Source organism: Methylocystis sp. (genome assembly GCF_051061225.1).
In the GTDB taxonomy this organism is placed as follows: Bacteria; Pseudomonadota; Alphaproteobacteria; order Rhizobiales; family Beijerinckiaceae; genus Methylocystis.
In genome coordinates this window covers 25,457-45,987 of sequence record NZ_JBPFEB010000145.1, presented here as the reverse complement: position 1 = coordinate 45,987, position 20,531 = coordinate 25,457, and the positions used below count along the sequence as shown (strand labels likewise).

Sequence of the window (20,531 nt, the reverse complement as noted above, 5' to 3'; positions counted from 1 at the left end):
CGTCACGCATGGGAGGCGCTCCCGGCGGCGACGGCGGCGTCGATCGACTCCGGCAGGGGCTCGGGCTTCTCGTATTTCGCGATCAGCGGCAGGATGAGCACGTAGTGGAGGAAGTAATAGAAGGAGAAGATGCGGGCGAGCAGCAGGTAGACCCCTTCCGCCGGCTGTGCGCCAAGGTAGCCGAGGCCAATGCAGACCGCGACAAAGACCCAGTACGCCTTGCGGAACATCGGGCGGTAGCTGCCGGACTTCACCGGCGAGCGATCAAGCCAGGGCAAGGCCGCCGCGATCAGGATCGACAGGAACAGCGCGATGACGCCGAGAAGCTTGTTCGGGATGGCGCGCAGGATCGCGTAGAAGGGCAGGAAATACCACTCCGGCACGATGTGCGGCGGCGTCACCAGCGGGTTCGCCTCGATGTAATTGTCCGGATGGCCGAGATAATTCGGCACGAAGAAGGCCATCCAGGCGTAGAGCACGAGAAAGGCGCCGATCGCATAGCCGTCCTTCAGCGTCGCATAGGGCGTAAAGGGCACGGTGTCCTTCTTGATGTCCTTCACCTCGACGCCGGTCGGATTGTTCTGCCCCGTCACGTGCAGCGCCCACACATGCAGCGCCACAATGGCGATGATGATGAAGGGCAGCAGATAATGCAGGGCGAAGAAGCGGTTGAGCGTCGGATTATCGACCGAATAGCCGCCGAGCAGCCAGGTCGTGATCGCCGTGCCGACGACGGGGATCGCGGAGAAGAGGTTGGTGATGACCGTCGCCGCCCAGAAGGACATCTGGCCCCAGGGCAGCACATAGCCCAGGAAGCCCGTCGCCATCATCACCACGAAGATGATGACGCCGAGTATCCACAGCACTTCGCGCGGCTCCTTGTAGGAGCCGTAATACATGCCGCGGAAGATGTGGATATAGACGGCGAGGAAGAACATCGAGGCGCCATTGGCGTGCAAGTAGCGCAGCGCCCAGCCCCAGTTCACGTCCCGCATGATCTTCTCGACAGAGTCGAAGGCGAGCGTGGTTTCCGGCGTGTAATGCATCGCCAGCACGATGCCGGTCACGATCTGCGCCACCAGCATGAAGGAGAGGATGGCGCCGAAGGTCCACATGTAATTCAGATTCTTAGGAGTCGGATAGGACACGAAAGAATCATGCATGAAGCTGAGGATCGGCAGCCGGCGCTCCAGCCAACGGGCGAAGCCGCTCTTGGGCTTGTACTGGGAATGTCCGCTCATGGAACTTTCTCGAATGCGTGCGGCGCGGAAAAGGGCGCGGGAAAAGACGGAGAGGCGAAAACGACTATCCGATCTTGATCTTGGTGTCGGTCAGGAAGCTGTATTGCGGCACTTCCAGATTGCTGGGCGCGGGGCCGCTGCGGATGCGGCCGGAGACGTCATAGGTCGAGCCATGGCAGGGGCAGAACCAGCCGTCGAACTCGCCGGCCTTGCCCGTCGGGATGCAGCCGAGATGTGTGCAGACGCCGATGATCACGAGCCATTCCGGCTTCTGGACGCGCTTCGAATCGGGCTCCGGGTCGGGGAGTTCGGCCAGCGGAACGTCTTCGGCGGCCTTGATTTCCTCCGGGGTGCGATGGCGAATGAAGACGGGCTTGCCGCGCCATTTCACGGTCACGATCTGGCCGACGGGGATGGCGGACAGATCGACTTCGGTCGACGCGAGAGCCCGCGTGGAGGCGTCCGGGTTCATCTGGGAGATCAGCGGCCAGACCATGCCGCCGGCGGCCACGGTCGCCGCCGCGCCGGTCGCGATGTAGAGAATGTCCCGACGGCTCGGCTCAGCCGGCGTCTTCTGTGTGCCGTTAGTGATGTTCACGCCTGACCTCTCCCGTCGCGCCGCCGCCACGCCCGCCCCCGGAACAAGCGCGGGCTCGACTCGGCGCAATCGTTCCACTTTTACCTGCCGCACGCCAGCCTGCAAGGGCGCAGCCCGGCAAAAGACGCTTGAACCACGCTCGCGCGCGGCTTATGTGGCGCCGATCCGCCACCATGTCCACTTGGGCGAGGCGGGATTTTGCGCCTTTGCCGCCCACTTTGCGCCCGGGCGCGCCATCGCGGCGATTTGCCGCAAATTCCAAAGGCTTCCCGCTGGTTTCTCCGCACATGCCCCCCCTCGCCCTCGCCCTCTACCAACCCGACATTCCGCAAAACGCCGGGACCATGCTGCGCGCCTGCGCCTGCCTCGGCGTGGAGGCGGCGATCATCGGCCCGGCCGGCTTTCCGGTCACGGACGCCGCGTTCCGGCGCGCCGGGATGAACTATCTCGACCTCGTGACGATTCACCGACACGCCTCCTTCGACGCCTTTCAGGCCTGGCGCGCCGCCTCGGCGGCCGGGGGCGCGGCGCGGCGGCTGGTGCTGCTCTCGACCCGCGCCGCCGCGAGCTATACCGCCTGCGCCTATCAGCCGGGCGACATTCTCCTTGTCGGCCGCGAATCCGCCGGCGTGCCGGACGCGGTCTTCGCGGCCGCCGATCTCGCCGTGCGGATCCCCATGCAGCCGCGGGCGCGCTCGCTCAATGTCGCCGTCGCGGCGGCGATGGTCATGGGCGAGGCGCTGCGTCAGCTCGGCGCGGGTGAAGGAGGCTGACGGCCGTCGCGGCCGGGGCCTGTCATCGCGCCATGAATTGACAAGGCCCGGACCGGCGTTGAAAAGGCGGCGCAACCAGGAGACGCCCATGATCGCCGCGCAGGACCAGATCGACGCCCGCAAGACCGCCGCGCGGGAGTGGTTCGAGGCGCTTCAACTGCGCATCTGCGCCGCCTTCGAGGCGCTGGAGGACGAGGCGACCGGCCCCTTCGCCGAGGCGACCGCTCCCGGCCGCTTCCAGCTCACGCCCTGGGAGCGGCTGAACCATGACGGCGCGCCGGGCGGCGGCGGCCGCATGGGCATGATCCACGGCCGCGTTTTCGAGAAGGCTGGCGTGCATTGCTCGACCGTCTTCGGCACATTCAAGCCGGAATTCGCCAAGCAGATCCCCGGCGCGGCGGACGACCCGCGCTTTTTCGCCACCGGCATTTCGCTGATCGCGCATCCGTGGAATCCCAATGTGCCGGCGGTCCATATGAACACGCGCTTCGTCGTGACGACGAAAGCCTGGTTCGGCGGCGGCGCGGACCTCACCCCGGTGCTCGACGCCCGCCGCACGCAGGAAGACCCCGACACGATCGCCTTCCACGCAGCCATGCGCGGCGCCTGCGAAAGGCATCCGGTCGCCGACTACGCGCGGTTCAAGGACTGGTGCGACGAGTATTTCTACCTCCCCCACCGCAAGGAGCCGCGTGGGATCGGCGGCATTTTCTATGATTATTTCAACAGCGCGGGCGACCCCGACAACAGCGCCTGGGACAAGGACTTCGCCTTCACCCGCGACGTCGGCGAGAGCTTTCTCGCGATCTATCCCGAACTCGTGCGCCGCAATGTCACGAAACCCTGGACGGCCCAGCAGCGCGAGGAGCAGCTCATCCGCCGCGGCCGCTATGTCGAATACAACCTGCTCTACGACCGCGGCACGATCTTCGGGCTGAAGACCGGCGGCAATGTCGACTCCATCCTGTCCTCCATGCCGCCGAGCGTGAAATGGCCCTAAAGGCTCAGCGTCGCCCGAAGGTCCATGTCCTGTTGATGGAGAAGGTCAGAAACATGGCCAGCACGGTCGTGACGATCTGCGCGGGCAGATAGGGCGCGCCGAGGCGCTCCACGAACAGGCTCATCGACATGTACGTGACGCAAAAGCCGAGAAAGGCGGTGAGCGCAAAGCGCCACCCGGCCTCGGCATGCGGGCGATCGCTGGCGAAAGTGTGCCGCCGGTTGAGCGCATAGGCGACGACGCCGCCGGCGACGTAACCGATCAGGGTCGCCGGAACCGGCCGCCATCCGCCAGCCTCCACGAGGCCCACGAGAATCGCATAATGGACAGCCGTGGCCACGGCGCCGACGGAGGCGTAGGTCGCAAGCTGACGGAACATCAACCGATCAACGCGGCAATTGGGCGTAATAGCGGGCGAGGCCCTGCATTTCAGCGTCGGAAAGCTGCCGGCTCTCGTAGCGCATCTCCTTGTGCGGGCGCTTGCCGGATTTGAAGTTCTGCAGCTGCCGGTAGAGGTACAACTCGTGCTGGCCGGCGAGATTGGGGATCTCGACGTCCCGCCCGATTCCATCATCGCCATGGCAGGCGGCGCATTCCGTGAGCGCGGCGAGCAGATTTTCGGCCTGCGCCGGCGGGCGCGCGGCGATCGACAGCCCGCAGAAGGCGGCGGCCGCCATGATCGCGCGTTTCCAACGCCGACATGGCGCCACGTAACGCGGCATATTGCCTCGCTTTGGACGACAGGCCCAAAATGAGCATATTAACTGTTCGATTTCATTTCCCAATTTGGCAATTTGCTCCGGTAACGCTTGTGCATTTGTCACGAAGTTCCATCTGACGAACCCTTGGGGGGCTCTTTGCCCGATTCCAACGATAGGCGCCTGAGCAAGATCGCCGCTGGCCTCGAGCTGGTCAAGCGGCTCGAGCAGCCGGCGGGCCGGGCCGAGTTCTACGCCCATTTGCTCGAGTTGGTCGGGCCGTTCAACGTCGTGTCGATCGCTGTGGGCGTGATCCCCTATGAATGTCGCGCGGGAGAGCCCGGCCTGTGCGAAGAGATCGGGATCGCACCCTTTCCGCCACGTGTGCGAAACTCGGACGCCCCGCTGGGCCCCCTCCCCCTGCAGCTTGGGACGCGTTTTTTCACGCGCGACCCGGGCGGCGCGCTGCTGTGCTGGTCTTACGACGGAGCGGGCGCCCAGGACGTCTGGGCGCCTGGAAAAGGGCTTGTCTTTCCCAGAATAGCCGACAACCAGCGCGCTTATGGGCTTTGTTGCTTCGGGCCTGAGCTCGCCTCGGACATGGCGGCGAAGAGGACCCTTTCCTTCATCGCGAGCTACAGCTTTGCGAGACTTCTGCGGGCGCAGGGTCTGGGCGCGCCGCCGCGGCTCTCGTCGCGTCAGTTGGAAGCGCTGCAATGGGCGGCGGAAGGGAAGACGAATCAGGAAATCGCGATGATCATGGGCGTGTCGGAATACACGGTGGACAAATACATGAGGCAGATGAACGAGGCGCTGAATGCGGTGAACCGCACGGCGGCCATTGTTCAGGCCATGCGGTATGGATTGATCGCCTGAAGGAGCGACCCCGGCTGCAGGCGGGAAAACCCCAACCGCGCCGGCGCCGCTCCCCCCGTCAGCCTAGCCCCCCGGCTGAACCTTGATCCCCGCCCGACTGACGCGCAGCGTCACGTCAGCCTTACGGTTCGTCTCTTTGAGGAAGTCGATGAGTTTCGCCTGGTTCTCGAAGCTGAGCGTGGAGAAGGCGCGCAGCATCTCCAGCGAGTTCTCCTCCTCCAGGAAATAAAAGATTTCGATCAGATTGGACCCTCTGAGATCGAGAATCCTCCTGCCGATAGCCTCGGCCATGGCCGATTCAGTAAAATCGCGCCTTTCAGTGCCCATCCTGTGCCCCCAAGCGCGCCGTAGCACGACTCAACTCCTTGATCTTTGCCATTTAAAATCCGTTTGAAAAGTACGTAATTCCGTACGTACGTACGGTTACAAGTTGTTGCAGAAAAAAGAGATTTTTCTTCCTGGCGCCAAATCCGCGCGCTACGTCGCGCGCCTGCCCTCTTCTCATCCGAGCGATAATCGTCTAACAGAACGACGACTTTCGAGCCGGGCGCGCCCCGCTCGCCGCCCGCAAGACGGGCATCACGGGACGCGTGCCGGTCCTAAAGGCCGGAAATCGCGGCCTTTTTTTATGCGCGCTCTCCCAAGGGGAGCGTGGACGGGCGAAGGCGACCGATTCCGTGCCGGAAACGGAAGCCGGCGGAACAATTCTCCTGCCTGTCCCGCCGTTCGCGGCCTGCCCTGCAGGCCCGCGGGCTCGGGATGGGCAAAAGCGCGCGCACGCCGCGCCGAACCACAGAAGCGACATGCCGAAAAGAACCGACATCTCGACCATCCTGATCATCGGCGCCGGCCCCATCGTCATCGGCCAGGCCTGCGAATTCGATTATTCCGGCACGCAGGCCTGCAAGGCGCTGAAGGCCGAGGGCTATCGGATCGTGCTCGTCAACTCCAATCCGGCGACGATCATGACCGACCCGGATCTGGCGCACCGCACCTATGTCGAGCCGATCACGCCGGAATTCGTCGCCAAGATCATCGAGAAGGAGCGCTACGCCGTCCCCGGCGGCTTCGCCCTGCTGCCGACCATGGGCGGCCAGACCGCGCTCAACTGCGCGCTCTCGCTCGAAAAGATGGGCGTGCTGAAGAAATTCGACATCGAAATGATCGGCGCCACGGCCGAAGCGATCGACAAGGCCGAGGACCGAGAACTCTTCCGCGAGGCGATGACCAGGATCGGCCTCGACACGCCGCGCTCGCATCACGTGAAGACGCTGACGGCGGCGCTGGACGCGCTCGACGACATAGGCCTGCCCGCCATTATCCGCCCATCTTTCACGCTGGGCGGCACCGGCGGCGGCATCGCCTACAACAAGGCGGAATTTATCGAGATCGTGGAGCGCGGCATCGACGCCTCGCCGACGAGCGAGGTGCTGATCGAGGAAAGCGTCCTCGGCTGGAAAGAGTATGAGATGGAAGTGGTCCGCGACAAGGCGGACAATTGCATCATCGTCTGCTCCATCGAGAACATCGACCCGATGGGCGTTCATACCGGCGACTCCATCACCGTCGCCCCGGCGCTGACGCTCACCGACAAGGAATATCAGATCATGCGCGACGCCTCGCTCGCCGTGCTGCGCGAGATCGGCGTCGAGACCGGCGGCTCGAACGTGCAGTTCGCCGTCGATCCGCGCACCGGCCGCATGATCGTCATCGAGATGAATCCGCGTGTGTCGCGTTCGTCGGCGCTGGCCTCCAAGGCCACCGGCTTCCCCATCGCCAAGGTCGCCGCGCGACTGGCCGTCGGCTACACGCTCGACGAGATCGCCAACGACATCACCGGCGGCGCGACGCCGGCCTCCTTCGAGCCGACGATCGAGTATGTCGTCACCAAGATTTCCCGCTTCGCCTTCGAGAAATTCCCCGGCTCCGAGCCCGTTCTGACGACGGCGATGAAATCGGTCGGCGAGGCCATGGCCATCGGCCGCAATTTCGCGGAATCGCTGCAAAAGGCGCTGCGCTCGCTGGAGACGGGCCTGTCGGGTCTCGACGAGATCGAGATCGACGGGCTCGGCAAGGGCGACGACATGAATGTGCTGCGCGGCGCGCTCGGCACGCCGACGCCGGATCGCCTGCTCGTCGTCGGACAGGCGCTGCGCCTCGGCATGAGCCAGCAGGAAATCCACGAAGCGAGCAAGATCGACCCCTGGTTCATCGCGCGCGTCGCGGAGATTGTCGCGCTCGAAGCAAAGGTGCGCCAATTCGGCCTGCCGAAGGACGCCGAGAATCTGCGCAGATTGAAATTCGCGGGCTTCTCGGACGCGCGTCTCGCGACGCTCGCCAGGATGGAGGAGAAAGACGTGCGGGCGGCGCGCCATGCGCTGGACGTGCGCCCCGTCTACAAGCGCATCGACACCTGCGCCGCGGAATTCGCCTCGCCCACGGCCTATATGTATTCGACTTATGAGACGCCTTTCGTCGGCGTTCCGGCGAGCGAGGCGCAGCCGTCGGATCGCCGCAAGATCGTCATTCTCGGCGGCGGACCGAACCGCATCGGCCAGGGCATCGAATTCGACTATTGCTGCTGTCACGCCTGTTTCGCGCTGGACGACGCCGGCTACGAAACCATCATGATCAACTGCAATCCCGAGACGGTCTCGACCGATTACGACACCTCGGACCGTCTGTATTTCGAGCCCCTCACCAATGAGGACGTGAGCGAAATCCTCGACGTCGAACGGTCGCGGGGCGAGCTCGTTGGCCTCATCGTGCAATATGGCGGGCAGACGCCGCTCAAGCTGGCGCATGGGCTCGCCGCCGCCGGCGCGCCGATCCTCGGCACGCCGGTCGACTCGATCGATCTCGCGGAAGACCGCGACCGCTTCAAGCGCCTGCTCGACAAGCTCGGCCTCAAGCAGCCGAAGAACGGCATCGCCTATTCGGTGGAGCAGGCGCGCATCGTCGCCGGCGAGCTCGGATTGCCGCTGGTCGTGCGTCCCTCCTATGTGCTCGGCGGCCGCGCCATGGCGATCATCCGCGACACGAACGATCTGGACGATTATCTCCTCGGCACGCTGCCGAGCCTCGTGCCGTCCGAGATCAAGACGCGCTATCCCAATGACAAGACCGGGCAGATCAATATGGTGCTCGGCAAGAATCCGCTGCTCTTCGACCGCTATCTCACGGATGCGATCGAGGTCGACGTCGACTGCGTCGCCGACGGCGAACAGGCCGTCATCGCGGGCGTGATGGAGCATATCGAGGAAGCGGGCATTCATTCCGGCGACTCGGCCTGCTCGCTGCCGCCGCGCTCGCTGACCCCCGAGACCGTCGCCGAGCTCGAAAAGCAGACGAAAAGCCTCGCCATGGCGCTGGGCGTCGTGGGTCTGATGAATGTGCAGTTCGCGCTCAAGGACGGAGAAATCTACGTCCTCGAGGTCAATCCGCGCGCCTCTCGCACCGTGCCCTTCGTGGCCAAGGTCGTCGGCGCGCCCTTCGCCAAGATCGCCGCCCGCGTCATGGCCGGCGAGAAGCTTTCCGCCTTCACTTTGCCGAGCGGGCCGCTCGAGCACATTGGCGTCAAGGAGGCGGTGTTCCCCTTCGCGCGCTTCCCCGGCGTCGACACGGTACTCGGCCCGGAGATGCGCTCGACCGGCGAGGTCATCGGCCTCGACACCGCCTTCGACGCGGCCTTTGTCAAAAGCCAGTTGGGCGGCGGCACCAAGGCGCCGCGCGAGGGCGTGGTCTTCGTCTCGGTGCGCGACGCGGACAAGCCCCGCATCCTGCCGGCGATTCGGGAGCTGAAGGAGATCGGCTTCAGCGTGGTCGCGACCGGCGGCACCGCCCGCTATCTCCAGGAGCAGGGCATCGCGGCCCAGAAGATCAACAAGGTCTCGGAGGGCCGGCCGCATATCGTCGACGCCATCAAGAACGGCGGCGTTCAGCTCGTGTTCAACACGACCGAAGGGGCGCAGGCGCTGGCGGACTCGCGTTCCTTGCGCCGCGCCGCCCTTCTGCATAAGGTTCCCTATTATACGACCCTCGCCGGGGCTGTCGCAGCGGCGCAGGGGGTGAGAGCCTATGTGTCGGGGGATCTGGAGGCGCGGGCGCTGCAGGATTATTTCCCGGCCGGCAGGGACTGAGAAAACCGGGCAGAACGGCACGCGGGCGCTGCGGCGGGATTGGCCGGCGGCGCCGCTTTTGCTGCAATGAGCTCATGATTCGGGGTCCGCTTTCCCCGAAGGCAACCGAAAGGCGAAGAGCGAGAGCAATGGAGAAAGTCCCCATGACAGCCCCGGGCTATGCGGCGCTCGGAGAGGAATTGCGCCGCAGGCAGCAGGAAGACCGCCCGCGCATCATCCAGCAGATCGCCGAGGCGCGGGCCCATGGCGATCTCTCGGAGAATGCGGAATATCACGCCGCAAAGGAGGCCCAGTCGCTCAACGAAGGCCGCATCGCCGAGCTCGAGGACAAGCTCTCGCGCGCCGAGGTCATCGACGTTTCGAAGCTTTCGGGCGCGACGATCAAATTCGGCGCGACGGTGACGGTGGTCGACGAGGACACCGAGGAGGAGAAAGCCTATCAGATCGTCGGCGAAAGCGAAGCCGATGTGAAGAGCGGCCGCGTCTCGCTGACGAGCCCCATCGCCCGCGCGCTGATCGGCAAGAAGGTCGGCGACACGGTGGAGGTGAAAACCCCCGGCGGCGGCAAGAGCTACGAGATTCTGAAGGTTGCGTTTGTGTAATCCGCTCCCCTCTCCCCGCGCAACGGGGAGAGGGTCAGGGTGAGGGGCAAGGCCACATCCGGCGCGCTCGGGGAAGCGGCTTCGCCCCTCATCCCAGCCCTCTCCCCGCAAGCGGGGAGAGGGGGGGATTGCGGGGGCGCAACCCTCCGCGTCCTCACCGACGGTCGCGCCGGCCATGAAGCGCAGGCGCTCGGCCTCGCCGAGGCGCTGCGGCTTGCCCCCGATATCCGCCGGGTCGCGCCCGGCAAGCCCTATGAATGGCTCGCCCCCTTCGGCCCGCCGGACCCCCGCGACGCTCCCGCCTACACGCCGCCCTACCCCGATCTCTGCATCGCCGCCGGACGCCGGACCATCCCCGCGCTGCGGCGTCTCAAGCGCGACTCCGGCGGCAGGACCTTCACCGTCTATCTCAACGCCCCCGCCACCGGCCCGCGCACGGCGGACCTGATCGTCGCCCCCCGCCATGACCGCCTGAGCGGCCCCAATGTCGTCGCGCCTCTGACGCCGCCCAATCGCATCAGCGCGGAACGCCTTGCGCGCGCCCGCGCCGCGCCCGGCCCGCGCATCGCCCGCCTGCCTCATCCGCGCGTCGCCATGCTCATCGGCAGCGCGGAAGGGATCGCCCATGATCTCGACCATATCGCCGCCTCGCTGCTTTCCGGCGGCTTTGGCGTGATGGCGACGGCGTCGCGGCGCACGCCGCCGGAACTCATCCGAGCGCTCGGCGCGGCGCTTGCCGCGCCCGGCGGCTGGTTCTGGGACGGGACGGGCGACAATCCCTATCTCGACATGCTCGCCAACGCCGACCGCATCCTCGTCACCGGCGACAGCGTGAACATGATCGGGGAGGCCGTCGCGACCGGCGTTCCCGTCCATGTGATCGAGCCATTGGCCCCGCGGCGAAAGTTGCGCGCCTATGTCTCGGCGCTCGAAGGCGCCGGGGCGGTTCGCCGGTGGCGCGGCCCCTTCGAGGACTGGCCCTGCGCGCCGCTCAATTCGACGCCCTTGGTCGCCGACCGGATCGCGGCGGCCTACGCGGCTTTCGGCGCCCGGTTGCGGCGCGGCGCATAATCGCTAGATTGCGCTCTCCTTTCAGGCCGGGAGAGAGGTCCCATGTCCGCCCCACAGCATTCGCGCGTCATCATCATCGGCTCCGGGCCGGCCGGCTACACGGCCGCCATCTACGCCGCCCGCGCCATGCTGGAGCCGGTGCTGATCGCGGGCTTCGATCAGGGCGGTCAGCTCATGATCACCACCGAGGTCGAGAACTATCCCGGTTTCGCCGAGCCCATACAGGGCCCCTGGCTGATGGAGCAGATGCGGCTTCAGGCCGAGCATGTCGGCACGAAGCTCGTCTCCGACCACATCGTCGAAGCGCGCCTCGACAGGCGCCCGTTCACGCTCGTCGGCGACAGCGGGACCACGTACACCTGCGACGCGCTCATCATCGCGACCGGCGCCAAGGCGAAATGGCTCGGCATTCCGAGCGAGGAGAGATTCAAGGGATTCGGCGTCTCGGCCTGCGCGACCTGCGACGGCTTCTTCTTCCGGGGCAAGAAGGTCATCGTCGTCGGCGGCGGCAATACGGCGGTGGAGGAAGCGCTCTACCTCTCCAACCTCGCCTCCCATGTCACGCTGGTGCACCGCCGCGACACGCTGCGATCCGAGCGCGTGCTGCAGGAGCGCCTGCGCCGCCAGGCGAATGTCTCGGTGCTGTTCGACCATGTGATCGACGAAGTGCTCGGAACCGAAGGGCCGCTGGCCGTCACCGGCGCGCGGGTGAAAAACGTCAACACCGGCGAGACGCGGATCATCGACGCCGAGGGCGTCTTCATCGCCATCGGCCACGCGCCGGCCTCGGAGCTGTTCAGGGGCCAGATCACGGTGAAGCCCTCCGGCTATATCGCCGTCGAGGCCGGCACGACCCGCACCAATCTTCCGGGCGTCTTCGCGGCCGGGGACGTCGCCGACGAGGTCTACCGGCAGGCCGTGACGGCCGCCGGTCTGGGCTGCATGGCGGCGCTCGAAGTCGAGAAGTTCCTGCTCGACGCCCCCGCGCTGGCGACCGAACCCGTTTAAGGAGAAACACATGTCGGAACGCGTCATCTTCCAGAAGAAAGCCATGCCGGTCGAGGTGGAGGCCGGCAAGACCTATTACTGGTGCGCCTGCGGCCTCAGCGCGCGGCAGCCCTTCTGCGACGGCTCGCACGGGAGCACGGACATCCTCCCTGTCGCCTACAAGGCCGAAGCCACGGGCAAGGCCTTCTTCTGCGGCTGCAAGCACTCGAAGAACGGGCCGCTTTGCGACGGCTCGCACAAGGAGCTTTGAGGACGCCGCCCCTCTCCTCCGCCACAGGGCGTCTTTAGGGACGCCCGTCCAACAGACGGGCTATGGCGGGAGAGGGAGCAGAACCGGGCTTCGCTGAGAGCGCTGATCGTGAGCGTCCCCTCTCTCGCGGCAGCGGGGGAGGGACAGGGAGGGGGTCAGGCCCCCTCCACTTATTTCCCTTTCTCGACCGACAGTTGCAGCGCGCGGGAATAGACCTGCCGGCGGGGTTGTCCCGTGGCCGCCGACACGACGCTGGCGGCGTCCTTCACCGAATGAGTCGCGAGCGCGTCGACGATCCGCGCGTCGAGATCGGCCTCCGCGAGCGCCGCGGCTCCCTCCTGGGGCGGCGCCACGAGCAGCACGATCTCACCTCTCGGCGGCCCTTCCCCGGCCAGCGCCTCGGAGAGGTCGTCGAGCCGGCCGCGACGCACCGATTCATACATCTTGGTCAGTTCCCGCGCGATGGCGGCGTCGCGGGGACCGAGCACGGCGGCGCAGTCCACAAGCGTCTCGGCCAGGCGGCGCGGGCTCTCGAAGAAGACCAGCGTGCCCGGCACATTGGCGAGCTCAGCGAGGCGGGCGCGGCGCGGCCCGCTCTTGTGCGGCAGAAACCCCTCGAAGAAAAAGCGGTCGGTGGGCAGGCCCGCGACCACCAGAGCCGCCAGAACCGCCGAAGGGCCGGGGACCGAGGTGACGTGCACGCCGCGCTCCAACGCCTCCTGCACCAGCTTGAAGCCCGGATCGGACACGAGCGGCGTGCCGGCGTCGGACACCAGCGCCAGCCGCTCGCCCGCCTCCAGCCGGGCCAGCAAATGCGGACGAATCACCTTCGCATTGTGCTCGTGATAGGCGATCAGGGGTGTGGATATCCCATAATGCGCCAGCAGCGTCTTGGTGACGCGCGTATCCTCCGCGATCACGGCGGCGGCGGCCGCGAGCGTCGACAAAGCGCGGAAGGAAATATCCTTCAGATTGCCGATCGGAGTCGCGACAACGTGAAGGCCTGGCTCAATTTTCTCGGCTTCGGCGCGAAGGCCGAAGGCAGTGTAGCCCGCTGCCGGGAGGGGGGCGTCGTCAAGGGCCATTGGCGCGATCTCTCCGCAATGTTCGTTATGTCGTCTCAATTGTTCGGAATATGAAACAGTCGGGGTTCTTCGCGCAAGGCGTTCAAACTGAGGCTCGGGGCTGTCTATTGACTTTCGGCCCTGGAAACGGACCCTATGCTCAACTTAACGCGCGCGCGAGCCCGACGGGCCGGGCGCAGGGGGTTCGAAACTGGAAATGAGCAAATTTTCTGTGGGCTCCGACGGCGTTTTCCGGCGCATGCGCATGGGCCTCGCGGCCTGTGCGGCGGCGCTTGCGCTGTCCGCCTGCCACCCTGGCGCCGGCCCCGGCATCCCCGGCATGAAGATGGACGCGGGCGCGCCCGGCGCTCCGGCCGGGCAGGCCGACGCCGGCGAGACGATTGGCACTGGCGCCGTGAAGGTGGGGCTGATCGTGCCGCTGACGGGTCCCAACGGCCCGTCCGCCGTCGGCGCGTCGCTGCGCAACGCGGCGAAGCTCGCCTATGCCGACAGCGGCACGAGCGACGTCACCATTCTCGTCAAGGACGACAAATCGACCCCCGCCGGCGCGGCCGCCGCCGCGCAGGCCGCGATCAACGAGGGAGCCGAGATCATTCTGGGGCCCGTCTTCGCCACGGACGTGAAGGAAGTGGGGCGCGTCGCCCATTCGGCGGGCCGGCCGGTGATCGCCTTTTCGACCGACTCCTCCGCCGCCGGGCGCGGCAATTATCTGCTGTCCTTCCTGGTCGAGGGCCATGTCGACCGCGGCCTGACCTTCGCGGCCCAGCGGGGCAAGAAGTCGGTCGCCGCCCTGGTGCCCGAAAGTGATTACGGCACGCTGGCGCTGGCGCAGTTTCAGCAGAGCGCGGCCACCGCCGGCCTGCGCGTGCCGCTGATCGAACGCTACAAGCCCGGCGCGCCGGGCGAAGCGGTCCAGCGCCTCGCCGCCGCCCGCGACCAGTTCGACGCGATCTTCATTCCCGAGCAGGCGGACGCCATGGCCTCGGTGTCGAAGGAGCTGATGGCCGCGAACCTGGATTCGAAGAAGGTGCAGATCATCGGCACCGGCGTGTGGAACGATGGCCGCACGCTGAGCCTTCCGGCCTTGCAGGGCGCCTGGTTCACGGCGCCCGAGAACGCGGGCTTCAACGCCTTCGCGCAGCGCTACAAGGCCAAATTCGGGTCCGACCCGGCGCGCATCGCGACGCTCGCCTATGACGCCGTGTCGCTGGCGATCGCGCTGTCGCGTTCGCAGGGCTCGCAGCGTTATTCGGAAAGCGTGCTGACCAATCCGTCGGGCTTCAACGGCGCGGACGGCGTCTTCCGCTTCAAGCCGGATGGAACGAACGAGCGCGGGCTGTCGATTTTGGAGATTGGCGGCGGATCGGCGAAGATCATCTCGCCCGCGCCGCGCAACTTCACCGGAAACGGCGCCTGACAGACGCCCCTCTCCCCGCACGCGGGGAGAGGCGGCTCAAGCCGCCCCGCCCTCGCCCGCGATCTTGCCGAAATCCGCCACGCCCATCATGACCCGGCGCAACTCCGCCAGCAGGCGCAGGCGGTTGAGGCGCAGGTCGGCGTTGTCGGCGTTCACCGTCACGTGGTCGAAGAAGGCGTCGACAGGTTCGCGAAGCTTGGCCAGCGCATGCATGGCGCCGGCGAAATCTTCCGTCGCGAGCCGCTCCGCCGTCTCCTCCTGCGCGCGATGGATCGCGGCGGCGAGCTTGTGCTCCTGCGGCTCGATCCGCAGATTCGGCGCGTGGGGCAGGGAATAGGCCTCCGCTCCGTCCTTCTTCTCCTCGGCCTTGAGGATATTGCTGGCGCGCTTGTAGCCGGCAAGAAGGTTCCTGCCGTCTTCGGTCGAGAGGAAGCTGTCCAGCGCTTCCACCTTTCGCGTGATCATGAGCAGATCGTCCTGTAGGGGGGCGCTCACCGTCGCGCCATCGGCGAACGCTGTCGCCCCCAGCGCCGCATCAATCAGATCGTACCGCGCCCCCTTGTCCCGCAAGTAGACCTTCAGGCGATCGACGAAAAAGTCCAGCAGGTCGATGGCGGTCACGCCGACCATGCCGCAGTCGGTTCTTTTCACGGACTTCGCGTGGAAGGAGAAGGCGTTGTAATGGCGGTCGACGATCTGCGAGAGACGCGCGCGCAGCTCGTTCTCCAGCACGATCCGGATCACGCCCAGCGCGGCGCGGCGCAGCGCATAGGGGTCCTTGCTGCCGGTCGGCTTTTCGTCGATGGCCCAGAAGCCGACGAGCGTGTCGAGCTTGTCGGCCAGCGCCACGGCGATGGAGACCGGGTCTTTCGGAACATAGTCGCCCTGGCCCTGCGGCTTGTAATGCTCGTAGCAGGCGTTGGCGACCGACGCGTCCTCGCCCTGCGCCCGGGCGTAATAGCTGCCCATGAGCCCCTGCAACTCAGGGAACTCCCCGACCATTTCGGTGACGAGATCGGCCTTGCACAGCGTCGCCGCCCGTGCGGCCTTCTCCGGATCGGCGCCGACGATCGGCGCCAGCTCGCCGGCGAAGGCGGCGATACGCTTCACGCGCTCGCCCTGCGTGCCGAGCTTCTCGTGGAAGACAATCTGGTCGAGCTTCGGCAGACGATCCTCGAGCCGGGTCTTCAGGTCGGTTTCATAGAAGAATTTCGCGTCCGAGAGGCGCGCGGCGATCACGCGCTGATTGCCCGCCACCACCGTCTCGCCGCCGTCCGTCGCATCGATGTTGGAGACGAGGATGAAGCGATTGGTCAGCGCCTCGCCCTTGCGCAGCACGAAACATTTCTGGTTGACGCGAATGGTGGCGCGAATGACTTCCGGCGGAATCGACAGGAAGCTCTCGTCGAACGACCCCATCAGCGTCACCGGCCATTCGACGAGGCCCGCGACTTCTTCGAGTAGTCCGGCGTCCTCGACGAGGTCGAGCCCCTGCGCGAAGGCAAGGTCCCGGGCGTCATGCAGGATGATGTCGCGCCGGCGCTCCGCATCGAGCACGACGTTCGCGCGCTCCAGCGCCATGGCGTAATCCTCGAAGCGCCGGACGCGAATCTCCCCGGGCGCGAGGAAGCGGTGGCCGCGCGTGACGTCGCCGGCGACAATGCCGTCGACCTCGAAGGGCACGACGTCGGGCGTCTCGGTCTCCGGGCCGAACGTGGCGACGATGGAATGCAGCGGCCGCACCCAGCGCAGGCTGTCGGTGCGCTCGGACGCCGCGCCCCAGCGCATGGATTTCGGCCAGGGGAAGTTCTTGACGATCGCCGGAAGGATGTCGGCGAGCACGGCGATGGTCTCGGCGCCGGGGCGCTCGATCACCGCGAGATAGAATTCCGCGCCCTTCTTGTCCTTTTCGATCCGCGCCTGCTCCAGCGAGGCGAGGCCCGCGCTCTTCAGAAAGCCCTGGATCGCCGCCTCCGGCGCGCCGACGCGCGGCCCCTTGCGCTCCTCGCGCACATCGGGCTGGCGGCCCGGCAGGCCGACCACCTGAAGCGCGAGGCGGCGCGGAGTGGCGTAGGCCGCGGCGCCCTCATAGGCAAGCCCCCGATCGACCAGCGCGTTGGTGACGAGCTTTCTGAGGTCGTCCGCCGCCTGCCGCTGCATGCGCGCGGGAATTTCTTCGCAGAAGAGTTCAAGGAGAAGGTCGGGCATTCCGATTCGTCTTTTGGCGGGGCCGAGGGTTGCGACATGTTTAGTGACCCCTGCCGCGCTGCGCAAATCCTGTCGGGGCGACACGCGCGGGGCGCGGGCCGGTCCCTCCCCTCCGGTAGGGTGTCCGAGGGGACCGGGTGGGGTCCGCCCCGCTCCACAGTCATGGCGGCCAGAACCCCACCCGTGAAGGGGAGGTATGGGGATAACCGGCTGGAACCGGTTTTCTGAAATTGGAATCAGACTACAATGCCAACGTTCAAGCTGACAGGGAGCGTCGATGGAGCACAGGGACGAAAACGCCCGCCGCGCCGCCCATGCCTGGGGCCTGAAGGCCGAAACCATCGCCGCCCTCTGGCTGCGCGCGCGCCTTTATACGATCCTCGATCGCAATTACCGTGTGAAAGGCGGCGAGATCGACATTGTCGCGCGGCGCGGCGAAACCATCGCGTTCGTCGAGGTGAAAGCCCGTGGCTCGCTGGAGGATGCCGCCATCGCCATCACGCCGCAGAAGCAACGCCGCATCTCGCGCGCCGCCAACCGCTGGCTCGCGACCCACCCCTGGGCGGCGTCCTGCGCCTGGCGCGGCGACGCCCTCCTGATTGCGCCGGGGAAACTGCCCCGGCATCTCGAAAACGCCTTCGAACTCTCCGTTGGCTGATTGTCAGAGCTTTGCACACAGCTATAGCATGGCAATTCGATTCGAGCCCGCCGAGACCCATGCCCCTTGCCCCTGATTGCGACACGGCCGCCCTCGCGAAGCGCATCCGTCTCCACGTCGTCCGCATGACCAATCGCGGAAAGAGCTCGCATGTCGGCTCCGCGCTCTCCATCGCAGACATTGTCGCCGCCCTCTATGGCGCCGTTCTCGACATCGATCCGGCCAACCCTCTGAAGCCCGACCGCGACCGCTTTCTGCTCTCGAAGGGCCATGCGGGCGCGGCGGTCTATGCGGCGCTGGCGGAAACGGGGTTTTTCGATACGGGCCTGCTGGTGCAGCACTATCAGAACGGCTCGATCTTCTCGGTCCATGTCTCCCACAAGGGCGTGCCGGGCGTGGAGCTGTCGACCGGCGCGCTCGGCCATGGACTGAATGTCGCGACCGGCATGGCGCTGGCGGCGAGGCGCGGCGGCGAAAGGTGGCGCGCCTTCGCCCTGCTCTCGGACGGCGAATGCGACGAAGGCTCGACCTGGGAGGCCGCCCTGTTCGCCGCGCATCACCGGCTCGACAATCTCGTGGCTGTCGTCGACTACAACAAGCTGCAAAGCCTCGGCCCGGTCGAAGAGACGCTCGCGCTGGAGCCCTTCGCCGACAAGTGGCGGGCCTTCGGCTGGTCCGTCGAGGAGGTCGACGGCCACAGCCATGCGCAACTGCTCGCCGCTTTCGGACGCCTGCCCTTCACGGCGGGACGCCCGAGCGTGGTCATCGCCCATACGATCAAGGGCAAGGGCGTGTCCTTCATGGAGAACCAGGTCGCCTGGCATTATCGCACGCCGCTCGGCGCGGATTTTGACGCGGCGATCGCCGAACTCGAGGCCGCCGATGCGTGACGCCGTCATCGAAACGCTCGCCGACCTCGCGGCGCAGGACCTGCGCGTGATGCTGATCACGGGCGATCTCGGCTATGGGGTGATCGGCAAATACGCCGAGCGCTTCCCGAACCAGTTCGTCAACGCCGGCGTCGCCGAGCAGAACATGACCGCCATTGCCTGCGGCATGGCGCTGTCCGGCTGGCGCGTTTACACTTATTCGATCGCTAATTTTCCGACGCTGCGCTGTCTGGAACAGGTGCGCAACGACATCTGCTACCACGATTGCGACGTGACGATCCTCGCCGTCGGCGGCGGTTTCTCCTATGGCCAGCTCGGCATGTCGCATTTCGCGACCGAAGACCTCGCCATCCTGCGCGCGCTCCCCAACATGCGCGTCGTCGCGCCGACCGAGACGTGGGAGGCGCAGGATCTGGTGCGCGATCTCGCGAAGACGAAAGGCCCGGCCTATCTGCGCATCGACAAGGACGCCGGGGGCATGGCGCGGCGCGCGGGCGAGCGCGCGGTTCTCGGCAAGGCGCGCCGCGTCCGCGAGGGGGCCGACGCGACCATCATCGCCACAGGCGCGATTCTGCGCGAGGCCCTCGCCGCCTCCGATCGGCTTGCGGCGCGCGGAGTTCAGTGCCGCGTCGAGGCGATGCACACGATCAAGCCGCTCGACGCGGCGGCGATTGTCGCGGCGGCGGCGGAGACCGGCGGCGTCGTGACTCTGGAGGAGCACAGCCGCATCGGCGGCCTCACCGGCGCCGTGGCCGAGACGCTGCTTTCGGCCGGCGCGCGCCCGGGGTTCTTCAGGGGCGTCGCGCTCGACGACGTGTTCCCGACGGTTGTGGGCGATCAGGCCTGGCTGCGCGCCCGGCACGGGATGGACGCGGCGGCGGTGGAGGCGGCGGTCGTTTCGGCGCTCTCTCATGGAGCGCCGCTGGGGAAGCTGGCGGAGACAGCCTGACCTCCATGAAGGCTTACGGGGAGGGTGGTCCCGAAGGGACCCGGTGGGGTCCACCCCATCCACAGTCGTAGCGGCTCGGACCCCACCCGGCGGTCTCCGACCGCCGACCTCCCCGCAAGGGGGAGGTATGGGGATCACATCGCCAGACGGACACTTAAATCAGCCCAAGCGCTGGTCATGAGCTCATCCCTCCCCCTTGCGGGGAGGGTGATCCCGAAGGGACCGGGTGGGGTCCACCCCGATCCACAGACGTAGCGGCGCTTCAAAAAATCTAATGCGCCGTATCGAGAAACCGCCGCTCCGCGCCCTCCAGCGCGACGGCCGTCAACACGCCGCTCCTGAAGGCGTGGGTGTCGAGATTGATCCGGTTTTCGAGACTCTCGACCTTGGTGTGCGGCGTGTGGCCGTGGACGACGATCTTGCCGAAGTCGCCCCTGTATTCGAGGAACTCATATCGAATCCACATGAGGTCGCCCGGGTCCTGCCGATCGAGCGGCACATGCGGCCGCACGCCTGCGTGGCAAAAGAAGTAATCGCCGAATTCCACCGAATATTTCGTCTCTTCGAGAAAGCGGCGATGCGCGTCCGGGAAACGCGCCAGAAAGGCCGCCTGCACCGCGGGCGCGCCGCCGCGCCGCATCTCCTCGCCCGGATCGACGCCATATGAGGCGAGCGTCATCAGCCCGCCGAACATCACCCATTGCGGCAGCGCCGGCGCGTCGTCGAGAAAGCGCAGCATGGCCTCCTCGTGATTGCCGCGCAGCGGCGCGATCGGAGTCGGAAAATCGTCCAGCGACAGACGCTCCAGCACGCCGCGCGAGTCGACGCCGCGATCGACATAGTCGCCAACGAACACGGTCGTCGCCTTCGGGCAGGGCCGCGAGGCGAGATCGGCGTCGATCTTGCGGGCCAGCCGGTCGAGAAGGTCCGCCCGGCCGTGAATGTCACCGATCGCGTAAATCCGCATGCCGTCCGGCGCCGTCGCTTGCAAGGGCATTTGTCCCGATTTGGCTTCTTGTCTGATCCTCATTTAACGTGCGGGCGTGGCGGCGGCGAGCGGCGCCGCGG

20 protein-coding genes are annotated in these 20,531 nt (G+C 66.5%); 12 read left to right on the top strand and 8 right to left on the bottom strand.

The genetic code is table 11. The features are described from left to right. Window positions 1-2: 2 nt before the first annotated feature. Window positions 3-1,241 carry a cytochrome b gene (locus ACR652_RS24930; RefSeq protein ID WP_434509167.1) on the bottom strand — a complete coding sequence of 413 codons (1,239 nt, stop codon included), beginning with the start codon at window positions 1,239-1,241 and terminating at the stop codon, window positions 3-5. A 64-nt stretch (window positions 1,242-1,305) separates the two neighbouring features. After that, window positions 1,306-1,839, bottom strand: coding sequence for a ubiquinol-cytochrome c reductase iron-sulfur subunit (gene petA, locus ACR652_RS24925; RefSeq protein WP_434509166.1), 534 nt, complete (start codon window positions 1,837-1,839; stop codon window positions 1,306-1,308). Window positions 1,840-2,126: 287 nt separating this feature from the next. Here petA and ACR652_RS24920 point away from each other — a divergent pair, with 287 nt between their 5' ends. Together ACR652_RS24920 and hemF are read left to right on the top strand one after the other, a co-directional pair. Next, on the top strand, window positions 2,127-2,612 hold the full coding sequence (locus ACR652_RS24920; RefSeq protein ID WP_434509165.1) for a tRNA (cytidine(34)-2'-O)-methyltransferase: 486 nt from the start codon (window positions 2,127-2,129) through the stop codon (window positions 2,610-2,612). 88 nt (window positions 2,613-2,700) lie between these two features. Continuing rightward, complete coding sequence (gene hemF / locus ACR652_RS24915; RefSeq protein ID WP_434509164.1) at window positions 2,701-3,612, top strand: oxygen-dependent coproporphyrinogen oxidase; 912 nt, start codon at window positions 2,701-2,703, stop codon at window positions 3,610-3,612. A 4-nt stretch (window positions 3,613-3,616) separates the two neighbouring features. On the opposite strand, the gene ACR652_RS24910 is transcribed toward hemF, so the two are convergent. Both ACR652_RS24910 and ACR652_RS24905 read right to left on the bottom strand, forming a co-directional pair. Then, window positions 3,617-3,991, bottom strand: a complete 375-nt coding sequence (locus tag ACR652_RS24910) for a GtrA family protein (RefSeq protein WP_434509163.1) — start codon at window positions 3,989-3,991, stop codon at window positions 3,617-3,619. A gap of 7 nt (window positions 3,992-3,998) precedes the next feature. Continuing rightward, on the bottom strand, window positions 3,999-4,289 hold the full coding sequence (locus ACR652_RS24905; protein WP_434509162.1) for a c-type cytochrome: 291 nt from the start codon (window positions 4,287-4,289) through the stop codon (window positions 3,999-4,001). A 180-nt stretch (window positions 4,290-4,469) separates the two neighbouring features. Between ACR652_RS24905 and ACR652_RS24900 the strand changes: the two genes are divergently transcribed. Beyond that, the gene (locus ACR652_RS24900) at window positions 4,470-5,186 is read left to right on the top strand and encodes a response regulator transcription factor (RefSeq protein WP_434509161.1); all 717 of its coding nucleotides are present in this window, start codon (window positions 4,470-4,472) and stop codon (window positions 5,184-5,186) included. Between the two features lie 63 nt (window positions 5,187-5,249). Here the strand turns inward: ACR652_RS24900 and ACR652_RS24895 are convergent, their stop codons facing one another. Further along, window positions 5,250-5,477 carry a hypothetical protein gene (locus tag ACR652_RS24895; protein ID WP_434509160.1) on the bottom strand — a complete coding sequence of 76 codons (228 nt, stop codon included), beginning with the start codon at window positions 5,475-5,477 and terminating at the stop codon, window positions 5,250-5,252. A gap of 512 nt (window positions 5,478-5,989) precedes the next feature. Here ACR652_RS24895 and carB point away from each other — a divergent pair. The 5 genes from carB (at window position 5,990) to ACR652_RS24870 (ending at window position 12,256) form a co-directional block, all read left to right on the top strand. Continuing rightward, entirely contained in the window at window positions 5,990-9,325 is a 3,336-nt protein-coding gene (gene carB / locus ACR652_RS24890) for a carbamoyl-phosphate synthase large subunit (RefSeq protein ID WP_434509159.1), read from the top strand. A 128-nt stretch (window positions 9,326-9,453) separates the two neighbouring features. Continuing rightward, window positions 9,454-9,927 (top strand): transcription elongation factor GreA, encoded by a 474-nt coding sequence (gene greA, locus ACR652_RS24885; RefSeq protein ID WP_434509158.1) that lies wholly within the window; start codon window positions 9,454-9,456, stop codon window positions 9,925-9,927. A 39-nt stretch (window positions 9,928-9,966) separates the two neighbouring features. Further along, window positions 9,967-10,998 carry a mitochondrial fission ELM1 family protein gene (locus tag ACR652_RS24880; RefSeq protein WP_434509157.1) on the top strand — a complete coding sequence of 344 codons (1,032 nt, stop codon included), beginning with the start codon at window positions 9,967-9,969 and terminating at the stop codon, window positions 10,996-10,998. Window positions 10,999-11,040: 42 nt separating this feature from the next. Continuing rightward, a complete protein-coding gene (trxB, locus tag ACR652_RS24875; protein ID WP_434509156.1) occupies window positions 11,041-12,006 on the top strand; it encodes a thioredoxin-disulfide reductase in 966 nt (321 codons plus the stop codon). A 10-nt stretch (window positions 12,007-12,016) separates the two neighbouring features. After that, window positions 12,017-12,256: a CDGSH iron-sulfur domain-containing protein gene (locus ACR652_RS24870; RefSeq protein ID WP_434509155.1), complete on the top strand. Its 240-nt coding sequence runs from the start codon at window positions 12,017-12,019 to the stop codon at window positions 12,254-12,256. A 170-nt stretch (window positions 12,257-12,426) separates the two neighbouring features. On the opposite strand, the gene rsmI is transcribed toward ACR652_RS24870, so the two are convergent. Next, on the bottom strand, window positions 12,427-13,341 hold the full coding sequence (gene rsmI, locus ACR652_RS24865; protein WP_434509154.1) for a 16S rRNA (cytidine(1402)-2'-O)-methyltransferase: 915 nt from the start codon (window positions 13,339-13,341) through the stop codon (window positions 12,427-12,429). A 196-nt stretch (window positions 13,342-13,537) separates the two neighbouring features. On the opposite strand from rsmI, the gene ACR652_RS24860 reads away from it, so the two are divergent. Continuing rightward, the gene (locus ACR652_RS24860; protein ID WP_434509153.1) at window positions 13,538-14,758 is read left to right on the top strand and encodes a penicillin-binding protein activator; all 1,221 of its coding nucleotides are present in this window, start codon (window positions 13,538-13,540) and stop codon (window positions 14,756-14,758) included. A gap of 36 nt (window positions 14,759-14,794) precedes the next feature. Here the strand turns inward: ACR652_RS24860 and glyS are convergent, their stop codons facing one another. Next, window positions 14,795-16,966, bottom strand: coding sequence for a glycine--tRNA ligase subunit beta (gene glyS / locus ACR652_RS24855; RefSeq protein WP_434509152.1), 2,172 nt, complete (start codon window positions 16,964-16,966; stop codon window positions 14,795-14,797). Window positions 16,967-17,243: 277 nt separating this feature from the next. Between glyS and ACR652_RS24850 the strand changes: the two genes are divergently transcribed. Genes ACR652_RS24850 through ACR652_RS24840 form a run of 3 tightly spaced genes read left to right on the top strand, consistent with a single transcriptional unit; the run spans window position 17,244 to window position 19,463 of the window. Continuing rightward, complete coding sequence (locus ACR652_RS24850; RefSeq protein ID WP_434509151.1) at window positions 17,244-17,624, top strand: YraN family protein; 381 nt, start codon at window positions 17,244-17,246, stop codon at window positions 17,622-17,624. 59 nt (window positions 17,625-17,683) lie between these two features. Beyond that, window positions 17,684-18,514 carry a transketolase gene (locus ACR652_RS24845; protein ID WP_434509150.1) on the top strand — a complete coding sequence of 277 codons (831 nt, stop codon included), beginning with the start codon at window positions 17,684-17,686 and terminating at the stop codon, window positions 18,512-18,514. Then, a complete protein-coding gene (locus ACR652_RS24840; protein WP_434509149.1) occupies window positions 18,507-19,463 on the top strand; it encodes a transketolase family protein in 957 nt (318 codons plus the stop codon). The genes ACR652_RS24845 and ACR652_RS24840 overlap by 8 nt, the downstream gene beginning before the upstream one ends. A gap of 271 nt (window positions 19,464-19,734) precedes the next feature. Here the strand turns inward: ACR652_RS24840 and ACR652_RS24835 are convergent, their stop codons facing one another. After that, window positions 19,735-20,460, bottom strand: coding sequence for a metallophosphoesterase family protein (locus ACR652_RS24835; RefSeq protein ID WP_434509148.1), 726 nt, complete (start codon window positions 20,458-20,460; stop codon window positions 19,735-19,737). Window positions 20,461-20,531 lie beyond the last annotated feature (71 nt).